10 protein-coding genes and 1 pseudogene are annotated in these 9,766 nt (G+C 58.3%); 8 read left to right on the plus strand and 3 right to left on the minus strand.

The features are described 5' to 3' along the window. Positions 1-292: 292 nt before the first annotated feature. Positions 293-766 (minus strand): hypothetical protein, encoded by a 474-nt coding sequence (locus QJT82_RS44400; RefSeq protein WP_028344269.1) that lies wholly within the window; start codon positions 764-766, stop codon positions 293-295. Positions 767-855: 89 nt separating this feature from the next. On the opposite strand from QJT82_RS44400, the gene QJT82_RS44405 reads away from it, so the two are divergent. Continuing rightward, positions 856-2,427 carry a hypothetical protein gene (locus tag QJT82_RS44405; RefSeq protein WP_028344270.1) on the plus strand — a complete coding sequence of 524 codons (1,572 nt, stop codon included), beginning with the start codon at positions 856-858 and terminating at the stop codon, positions 2,425-2,427. Between the two features lies 1 nt (position 2,428). Here the strand turns inward: QJT82_RS44405 and QJT82_RS44410 are convergent, their stop codons facing one another. Continuing rightward, the gene (locus QJT82_RS44410) at positions 2,429-2,881 is read right to left on the minus strand and encodes a hypothetical protein (RefSeq protein ID WP_028344271.1); all 453 of its coding nucleotides are present in this window, start codon (positions 2,879-2,881) and stop codon (positions 2,429-2,431) included. A 64-nt stretch (positions 2,882-2,945) separates the two neighbouring features. Here QJT82_RS44410 and QJT82_RS44415 point away from each other — a divergent pair, with 64 nt between their 5' ends. The 6 genes and pseudogenes from QJT82_RS44415 to QJT82_RS44440 form a co-directional block, all read left to right on the plus strand. Beyond that, positions 2,946-3,395 carry a helix-turn-helix domain-containing protein gene (locus tag QJT82_RS44415; RefSeq protein WP_028344272.1) on the plus strand — a complete coding sequence of 150 codons (450 nt, stop codon included), beginning with the start codon at positions 2,946-2,948 and terminating at the stop codon, positions 3,393-3,395. Between the two features lie 117 nt (positions 3,396-3,512). Next, positions 3,513-4,748: an ATP-binding protein gene (locus tag QJT82_RS44420; protein WP_080686975.1), complete on the plus strand. Its 1,236-nt coding sequence runs from the start codon at positions 3,513-3,515 to the stop codon at positions 4,746-4,748. 12 nt (positions 4,749-4,760) lie between these two features. Next, positions 4,761-5,303, plus strand: coding sequence for a hypothetical protein (locus QJT82_RS44425; RefSeq protein ID WP_155258778.1), 543 nt, complete (start codon positions 4,761-4,763; stop codon positions 5,301-5,303). Between the two features lie 424 nt (positions 5,304-5,727). Next, positions 5,728-6,210, plus strand: a complete 483-nt coding sequence (locus tag QJT82_RS44430) for a hypothetical protein (protein WP_155258779.1) — start codon at positions 5,728-5,730, stop codon at positions 6,208-6,210. A gap of 634 nt (positions 6,211-6,844) precedes the next feature. Further along, entirely contained in the window at positions 6,845-7,093 is a 249-nt protein-coding gene (locus QJT82_RS44435) for a hypothetical protein (protein ID WP_028344276.1), read from the plus strand. A 479-nt stretch (positions 7,094-7,572) separates the two neighbouring features. Then, positions 7,573-7,890 (plus strand): annotated as a pseudogene (locus QJT82_RS44440) (transposase); the annotation flags it as partial. 599 nt (positions 7,891-8,489) lie between these two features. Here QJT82_RS44440 and QJT82_RS44445 read toward each other — a convergent pair. After that, a complete protein-coding gene (locus QJT82_RS44445) occupies positions 8,490-8,705 on the minus strand; it encodes a hypothetical protein (protein ID WP_028344277.1) in 216 nt (71 codons plus the stop codon). Between QJT82_RS44445 and QJT82_RS44450 the strand changes: the two genes are divergently transcribed. Beyond that, positions 8,704-9,696: a hypothetical protein gene (locus tag QJT82_RS44450; protein WP_264641784.1), complete on the plus strand. Its 993-nt coding sequence runs from the start codon at positions 8,704-8,706 to the stop codon at positions 9,694-9,696. The two genes, QJT82_RS44445 and QJT82_RS44450, sit on opposite strands and share 2 nt — an antisense overlap. Positions 9,697-9,766: the final 70 nt, after the last annotated feature.

Raw genomic sequence — 9,766 nt, forward strand, 5'->3', positions numbered from 1 at the left:
AAATGAGGCAACTGATCGCGCCCGGGAGCATCGATATGTGAGGCAATACGCACTGTCACCCTGATTGCCGCGCGGCATATTGCTTATCGCTTATCCATGTCGATGACATCCGCCACATCGGTGATGTTGCTATCTACTCTCTGGCCACGGGTGTCGGCCCACAAGAGAACGCCATGGACGCTCTGGTCCGGCAGTATTGGAACAGGACAATCTGCAAGTCGGCAGTTGAAATCCTGGTCACAAAAGCAACTGTCCGGCGCAAGCTATTCGACGTTTCTGAGAAATAGACGGGTCAGTCCTCGCCCACGTCCCGCGTCTGCTGCTTGTACCTGTGCTCGGGAAGAAACCGGTAATACTGGACAGCCAACGTCATACATCGGTCAGAGAGCTTGTTTAGGTCTCCGAGCTTGTCGAAGTGGATGGTCGCCGTTCGTGTGTGCCGGGACACCACCCGCGCCCCGCTCAGCGTCCAGTCGCCATGGGCAACCTGGTTTCGCCTATCGTTGAGCTTAAATACCTCATTGTAGAACTCGTCGACCTTCTTCTGGTCATCCGGGGCGGAGCCCTTCCTACGCATGGCCGCCAGCACCTTGCAGAGCTGGGCAAAATCAAAGGCGCTCGTGACCGGGTCTAGGTAGTCGTTGTCGAGATCGAGCATGCCGGCCAGGTCCGCCTTCATCATGCCTTCGAGCTTCGAGAACCAGAAAATGAACCGGCCGATGGCCTCGTACACTTCTCGTTCAAGATCGTCGTTCACCTTGATCATTCGCTATTCATGCTCTGTGGGTACAGACGCTACATACCGGTTTTACTCAACTTCTGATAGCTTTCGGCGCCCAAAGGATTCTCCCCTGCATGGAAGCAGACGACACCCCCGCCGAGCCGGTCGCAGCCATCCATCGCAGCCGTGGATCGACCGCGTCCGAGCGGTTGCTGGCTGACCTTGGCGATGCGGCATTCCTAAAACTTTGGTCGTACCCGAACCTGTTCTTCGACAAGAAACAGGGTGGCAAAGGCGATGGCAAAGAGCTGTGCGACATGCTCGTCGTGTGCGGGGACGACGTCATCATCTTCAGCGACAAGCACATCGCCTATCAGGAAGGCCAGCCGGTGGAGGTGGCTTGGCCACGATATTACCGCAAGGCGGTGCAGGAGGCGGTTAAGCAGATCAACGGCGCCAACCGCATAATCTGCGAGTTTCCGGGGAAGATCTACACCGACCCGGCTTGCACACAGCGCCTTCCCATCGATCTGCCTTCGACCGCGACCAGAAGGACGCATGGCGTGGTGGTCGCCAGCGGCGCCTACAAGGCGGTGCAGACCCATTACAAGGACGACAGCGGTTCTTTCATCATCGCGCCGTCAATGAAGGGGGATGACCATCTGGACACCAAGTCCCGCGGATACGTTTACTTCTCGATCGGCGACGTGAATCCAGGCGGCATGTTCATTCACGTCTTCGACGAGGTATCTATCAAGCGCGTTCTAACTCACCTCGATACGGTCTCCGATTTCGCCGAGTATCTGAATAAGCGCGCCGTCTACCTTCGCAGCAACCGCTTGATGGTGGCTCATGGCGAGGAAGAACTGCTCGCGCACTACCTTAATGTCGGGATGAAGACCGGAGGGATATATAACTTCGAGCTGGAGCGGAAGCGCGCCTTCGAGAAGCACCTGATGGTGCCGATCCAGGGCGAATGGGCTTATTATGTCAGGTCGAAGGAATATCTCGCAAAGTCGCTTGCGGACGAAAAGAGCCGGGTGTGGGACAAGCTCATCGGCCAGTTCACCGAGAATGTGCTCTCTGGAACTCACGTCTCCATAATGGGCGAGGTTCCGAGTGCTGCTCTCGCGGACAACGCACTTCGCTACATGGCAAGAGAAGGTCGCTTTTCACGCCGTATCTTAGGGGAAGCCCTCTCCGGTTTCGTAAAGGCCTCCAGGGCCGCCAAGGTCGACCGGTATGCGCGAGTAGTCATGCCCTCCCGTGTAAGCGCCGACCCCACGGTCGCCTACGTATTCATGACCTTGGCTTACCCCACCGAGGTGGAGGCACAGGGAGGACTCCCCGGCGGCTATGAGCAGTACCGCCAGGCACGAGTCACCATGCTTCGCTCATATTGCGTCGTTCTCCTTCACGAGCAACGTCACATCAAGACCACGATTGGAATTGCGTCGGACGCTCATTGGTCGCAGACCGGGCGGCGTGGAGGTTCAGAGGATCTGATGGCGATCCAGGTCGATGAATGGACCGATCAGATGCTGGCCGACGTGGCCTGGGCGAAGGAGGAATATTCAATCCTGTTGGAAGCGCGGCTGATCAACACCCACAGGTCTCACGACGAGTACCCCGCGCTTCCCGACGAACCGCCCAAGCGGCGGTGGCCTAAGCACAAATCGTCCAAGGAGCGCTTCCGCAAAAAATAGCCTACCGCGAACGGTACGGCTCGTAAGCCCGCGCATCGAAGATCCAGCCATCGGCTACGGCGACGACGTGGGCACGGCCTTGCGGAATGACTTCACCCGGATGCCCGGCCATGTTCGCCAGAACAGCGGCGGTGAAGGCAAAGGTGGCGCAGTTGCCCCAGATCTCCTGCCCCGCCGGGATGTACCGATAGTCCTTCGCGTACCAGTCCTGATGCTCGACGACGACCCGCTTGTGGGTCTCCCGCATTATGCGAACTACCCAATCCGGCACATCATCGGCGCGGGCGTCCGATACCAGCAATGCCCCGTAGCCGATGATGAAAAGGACGATGCTGCTAGCCGGCATTCCGGCCGCTCGCTGCGCTGATGTTGTCCCGCCGTCCACCTGCCAATCCCACATCCGCGACACGCGATACAAAAACAAATAGTGAACGAAAATAGTCAAATTGCGCATTTAAATGTACATAGTAAAAGAAAGACGGTTGCTCCCTCTGTTTTTTTCATTAGGAATTTTCGGTATGGAAACGAACCTCACCATCGAGGGCGCCGACCCGATATTCGGCAGAGTGAAAGCCCGGCTCGGCATCATCGCCGACGCGGGCTATCAGCCGTTTCCGAACCTGTTGCTGATCCACCAGCACGATTTGGGGTTGAACAGCTCCCAACTCAATGTGTTGGCCAACATCATGATGCACCGGCACAACTCCGCCGTGCTGCCCTTCCCGCACACCAAGACCATCGCGGCGCGCATGGGGATCGAGCCGCGCACGGTGCAGGCCATCATCCGGCAGCTCGCGGACGGAGGGTTCATCATCAAGGTCAAGGGGACCCGGCGAGGTGAGCCCGCGGCCTATGACATCCGTCCCGTGCTGAAGAAGCTGGAGGCCTACGCAAAACAAAGGATCGCCCTCGTTGGAGAACGATCCTTTGATGAGATGCCCCCAGGACAACTGGAGGCCTTGTTCTAGAATCCCGGCGTCGTTTAACGAAAGACCGCTCGCCTTACGAATATCCGGATGCGTGACACCAGAAGGATATGGGTGAGATGATGTGGGTGCAAGCCCCACCGTCCGGACCAAATCGCGATGCGGTCAAGTTCCAACGGTGCCGTAATGCCTGCGCTGCCCGACGATCTCAATGAGCTTTTTGCCTTCGACGAGGATACCGGCGCCGTTTCCAGCCGCGAGAGCAAGCGGCTGGAATTCAAGCAGAACTTCGAGCCGAACGACGTCTCGGATTACATCAAGGTCCTCGCCTCGTTCGCCAATACCGGCGGCGGCACCATCATCTTCGGCGTTACCAACAAGCCCAAGCGCATCGTCGGCTGCACCAACATGCCGGACGAGGCTGACTGGGTGAACGCGCTCCGCAGCGACTTCGACCCCGAAATCCCGATCACGATCAGGGAGTACACGGTCAGCGGCAACGCCGTATACGCGGTCTCCACCGACGAGGCCCTGCACAAGCCCATAGTCTGCAAGAAGAACCGCACCAAGCAGGTCACCGACAAGAAGGGCAACCGGAAGGACGTCCTGATCCTGCAGGAGAGCGCCATATACTTCCGGTACGCCGGCCAGACCAAGATCATCGGCTATGCTGACCTGCAGAACATGCTGGCGGAGCGCGAGGCCAGCTATCTCCGCAAGATGATGGAGACGCTGCAGGTGGTGCAGAAGGTTGGCCTGGGCAGCGCCGGGGTCGTTGACCTCTCGGCGCCGCGCTCCAGCATCTACATGTCCAGGGAGACGGCCAAAGGCCTGAACTTCATCGATAAGGCCACGGTCGTTGAGGAGAAAGGCGCCCCCGCCTACGCCGTCATGGGCAATGTCGAGGTCAAGGACGTCATCCATGCGCCTCTGGACGAGGCCGACAAGAACCTGCCTTCCGAGACCGCACAGAAGCTTCTGCCGCTGGTCAGGGAGGCCTATGGTCGGGACGCTCGGATTTCTCCGTCTCAGGTGACCCAGCTCCTGAAGCATTTGAAAATCGACGGCGACAACATTCACTGCATTCTGGAGCGCAAGCTGCGCAGGAAGTACGTGACGCGCGTAGGCATCTCGGCGATCGAGAACTTCATTCGTGACGAGCCCGAGAAGGCCATTCGGGTCTTTGGCTCACGGGCATCGATTGCGAGGTATGATGCCGAGCACCCGAAGCCGCAGCCTGCCGCGGCGGCGACCCCGAAGCCCAGACCGTCGAAGGCCCGAAGAGGTGAACCGATCATCGTCAGTGACGAGGTTACAGTCGAGTCCGCAGGGTCAGATATGATCCTTGAAGAGTTTCCGCCGCCCGTGAAAGACGGTAGCGAGACCGGAAGCTGACCAACCCGCATCATGGCCACCCGCACACTCTACAGAATCGACCAGCGCCCATTCGCCGAAGGAGACACCATGCCGCCCTCGGGCGACCACATGGAGGATCTATCGGGCAAGCAGCAGTTCGCCGAGCGCATCCTACGCCGCGAGGCCGGAGACCGTGCCAACCTGCGCGCTGATTTCCTCTTCACGTTCGACAACCTGGTTTGGGCCAAGCGCTATTTCATCGGAAAGGATAGCCGCACCCTGTACGAGTTGGAGGTTGACGAGGCCGACATCATCCACAGCGCCGACATGATGCTTTTCAATGCTATCGCCGACCACGGCCAGGACGATGAGCAGGCGAAGGAGCACGCTTCACGCTATTGGCAGAGTGACCGTGGCAAAGGCGACAAAGTGGAGCACATTTGCAAAGCCGCCAAAGTAACCAAGGTGCTGTACACGCCAGGGGAGAAGGACGCCCTCAAGGCTGAGATCTACGGCTTGAAGCGCGCCGAACACGACGATGCAGAATTCTACGCCAACCTGTTCAACCAGGTGATGTCGCCGGAAAGCAAATAGCCTCTGCTTATCCGGCCACGCGGCCGAACCTCTATGGTTGAGCGCACGACACAAGCGCCCAAGCGCAGAGGGCGGTGACCGCAGCAATGCTGCACACCGCCCAAGTAACTGCCCCCATCCCTCTTCTCCTCCTACTCGCGGTCCATGCGGGTTGTTCTTGATGGTCCGGACACGGCGGGCCGCTTACCCGGCACCGTGATGGGCATCTGACTCTCACAGCTATGGCAGTTGCCGCTAGAGCTGAAGCCTAAGATTGGTAATCAACCATTTTCGGCTGCTGTCCCGCCTACGCGGGACTAGCTAGGGTTGTCGCGTCATACTACTAATACCCCCGGTGTTCGGGGTGATTTCTATGCAATGGGTTTTTTGGACCATTTTGACGGGGCTTATAACTGGCTCTGCTAGCCTCCTCGTGAGCGTGACCATGCGCGAATGGCTGAGCGAGCGCGCGGCGCCGATCTTATTTTGGCTGGGTTTTAAGCGACCATCGCGCATCGACGGCCTTTGGAAAGCTACTTTTCTCTTCGGACCCGAGCAGAAGCCGTACTGCGAAGTCATCAAGCTTAAAAGCTCGATAGGTTTGCTCATAGGTAAGATCGAGCCCCATCCCCTCAACCATGAAGCGGTCGCAGCCGTTGCAGACAAGAGACCAATTCGGTTGCGTGGCTCGATCAAAGAAGCCCGGCACTTTACCGGAGATTGGATGCATCCCACCGAGCAGAGTCACGAATTGGGAGCCTTCCATCTTTACGTCGATGACAATTACCGCGAGATGGATGGGCTCTGGCTCGGCTACGTGCGAAAGCGAGCGAAAGTTGAAGCCGGTGAGTGGATTTGGGAGCGGATGAGAGAAGAGAACGTTCTCCCGACCGCGGTCAATCCGGAACGGAAAAAAGATACCCTTTGACCGCCGACTCCCGGCCTGAATCGATCAGGCATGAACCTGTGGGAGCGCATCACCGAGAGAGCCAGGTCACCGGCAAGCCTCGTTTGGCTGGCGGTGGTCTTGGTCGGGCTGTTCGGGCTCTGGCTTGCGGTCTGGGCCATCCGTTGAAGACAGCACTTCGCGCGGTCTGACACAGTGGATAACCGGGACTACTAGGGGTTAATGGACCCCAAATCTTGCGGCCCCCCTCTTGTTCCAATACTAATTATAGGCATCTGATTCGCAGCCCGGCGGATTAAGACCAAGAACAAAAGGAGTCTTCTGGGTTCGTTCTCATAGGGGCATTGGTGCTGGCCTGTTTCCGACGCTAGTGGCCTAGTTTGAAAAACGCAGTAGCCTGTTTTGGATTCGGGGCGCATAAGCGGGAATGGATAGCCATCACCGAACTTGCCAATGCGGCGCAGTCTACGACCGCACCGAGTCCACCGCCCCAGCCCGGGAGATCAGCAGCTTTGAATGCTCGCTGTGCGGCGTGACGCTGGAAACCTGGAACTCAGCTTGGGTGCCGAGCTATAAGTTTTTGGCCGGTCCTGTGCGACGGCCTGACGGCCCAGCGAGCTAGAAACAAAAGCGGCTGCTATCGTATTCAATTGCTATGGCAGAGTCGTTCGGCAACTCATTTACCATCGTGGAAGTCACCGCAGACGACTCGTCGTTGGACGGACCAACGAGGCAGTACTGGATCGCGCGAGCTAAGCCCGATCAGGCCCTGACGCTGGTACTCACGGCGGTGCCAGAAGGCTGGACGGCGGAGCTTGTGGACATGAAATTGACCGAGAAGGAACAGCGGAAACTCGAAGGCCTCCGCCTCAAACCGGGTGACATTTACCGGCTCACGAAGTAAGGGCGCCTCAGTTGGCGGCCATGTCTTGTCTTACGTAGCGCACGATTCAATTCCTAGGCGTGGCACAAACTGCACTAGCGTTGCCGAGTTTTCCCACGATAGACTCACACCCCACGCAGGGGTTGTATCATGACAGGTGACCTACTTTATAGGGCCGGCATCGTTGTTCTTGGAATATGTCCCATCGCCCTCGCGGCCATCGCCGTTTTCATGTGAGACCAAGAGGCCGCCTCAGTTGGCGGCCTCTTTCACTGAAGCATCTTCAAAATCTCTTTGTACTTGGCAAGCATCTGCTCAAGCTTCTCAAGGCCCTTGTCATCGACATCGGCCGTAATTTGCAGGCGGTTGGAGGCAAGCAGGACGCTAATTTCGTTGCCGTCCCCATCTGCGGTCGTCGTCGTTGCCGCGCCCTTGCTCAGGCCAACCGGAGACGGGGCAGGAGCCGCAACCGCTGTTAGCGGGGCGATCCCGAGCAGTACGTTTCCACCAGCTACGTTGAGCGGCAGAACCTTTCGCTGCGCATGTCGTCGCGTCGGTTCACTCGGTTGACCAACGGCTTTTCAAAGAAACTGGAGAACCATATCGCGGCCGTCGCGCTGTACGTCTGCCACTACAATCTCTGCCGCACCCACGAAGCCCTGCGCACGACGCCAGCGAAGGCGCTGGGCGTGACGGAGAAGGCTTGGAGCGTTGCGCAACTTGTGGACGCGGCGCTCTCCGTGGCCCCTGCGCTGCCCACGGAGACGCCTCCGGATCGGCGTCGGAAGTTCACGGTAATTCAAGGCGGCCGTTCTTGATGCACTGCAACCTAATGGTGACTTATCCGATCGGATGAGTCCCATAGGTTGTAGAAATATGACATGCAGTATAACGAGCGCTCAATTCCGGGCGCTCGTAAACCGAGAGACTGCATTATGGCTAAAGTCCCTCCCTTTCACTCAAAGAAACCGAATACGAAGAACGTCTACCACGACAACGACAAGTGCACGGAAGGCAACAATATCGAGCGGCAATACCTCGCCTCCGGTACGGGCGGACGGCCCAAATGCGAGCATTGCCAACGGCTAAGTTAGTTTAGTTTCTTTGTTCGCGGACCGTGGTGTGGAACACAATCTCCCACCACGGTCCCTCTAGTTGAGCCCCTGAAACTCCGTAGACCTGTTGAATGCGTAGCACCGGCAGCCCGCATTCCATCGCGGCTGCAAAAGCGCGATACCCTGCCCAAACCCCTCCATGAAACTTGATAGTCGGATCGGGAAAGGCGTGGCCTTGGCCGCCTTCACATGATTCAAACGTCTCAATGCCGGCAGCGCGGAGCGCCAGAACAGCCCGCCGAATTCCGCGATCCAATTCCAAGTCGGTTGCAGGCGCGAACTGCTCCAGCTCGTTGACTGATCTATTCTCCATCAGCGAAGCCCGGCCCATTTCTGGGCTTGCTCTCGTCCAGCTTCGCCTGTGTCTTTCTGGAGCCCTCTAGCACCACCTCGCTCGCGGCTAATATCCGGTAGCTCCGCTCCATCTGCTCCAGAAAGCGCCGGGTGAATTCGTCCCGCGTCGTCTCCTTGGCTCGCTGATAGTGCTTGGCCATTTCCAGATAGTCGTCTGCACTCATGAACGGCTACGCGCCGTACAGGACAACGTTCCTGTGCAGTGGCCGGTTTTGGATTGTCGAGTGGCCTATTCATGCCAGTACCGGGGCATTTATGACCAAAGGCGGCCGTAAGTCGCGTGGTGTAAAAGGTTCTGAAGTCAAAACGTTACCCTGGCGGACGTTCAAGGACCGTCCGTCGGGCGTCTGGATCGATGAGACGGTGGCGCGGATCAAGGAGACCGCCCAGCCGGAGCTGATCGAGTCCCTGTACCGAAACCAGATCCCCAAGGACGCGCGGTTTCGGGTCCTGCGGCACCTCATAACGATAGACGGCACCAAGCGGCCAGAGGCCGACCATTGCCCATGCCCGATGTGCACGCCGAACCGATTTCTGACCGGGTCACTGGTCTGGTTTCCCGATCTCCAGTTCTGCGCCTTCATCGGCAATTGCTGCGCTAACGACGACGTTCAGGCCGAGGCCGAGAAGGAGCGGAAGTGGCGCGAGAAGCGGGATAGTGAGGAAGACTACCTCCTCGCGATGCTGCCGCTGGTGGCGCCGAAGGTTACAGTCTTGGACAGCCTGAAGCCGATCGCGCTAGAGGCAGTTCGCGCCTACCGGAAGATTCGCAACACCCTGCCCCAGGTCCACGAGACGCTTCGTCGGATGAAGCAACACCACGGCGGCGAGCTGACCCTCACCGAGATCATCCGGGACGAGTCAGAGGAGAACGACGACTACTACGGCCCGGCAGGCTTCAAGGGTCGGGGTAAAGACGGTGTCGAAACCCGTGACGTCACCTTCGGCACCTTCTCCGGTCACATCGCGGTCCACAAAGACTACAACCCTCCGAAGGAACTGGAGACCATCCACCGCAAGTTGATGTCAGTGGCAGCTAACGCCTACGACCAGGATGCGCTGGATTTTATCTGCGGAATGACCGAGGCGCAGCGGCATGCTGCCGTGGTCATTCTCAGGGACGTTGAAGAAAGCATCGTCAAGTTCAAGGTATAGCGCGACGATCTGGGTCGGAAGAGCGCGGCGATCAGGATGGCGAGTCAGTGTCGCGGCGCGATGATGATCG

The organism is Bradyrhizobium sp. Mp19 (assembly GCF_029952935.1).
Lineage (GTDB): Bacteria > Pseudomonadota > Alphaproteobacteria > Rhizobiales > Xanthobacteraceae > Bradyrhizobium > Bradyrhizobium elkanii.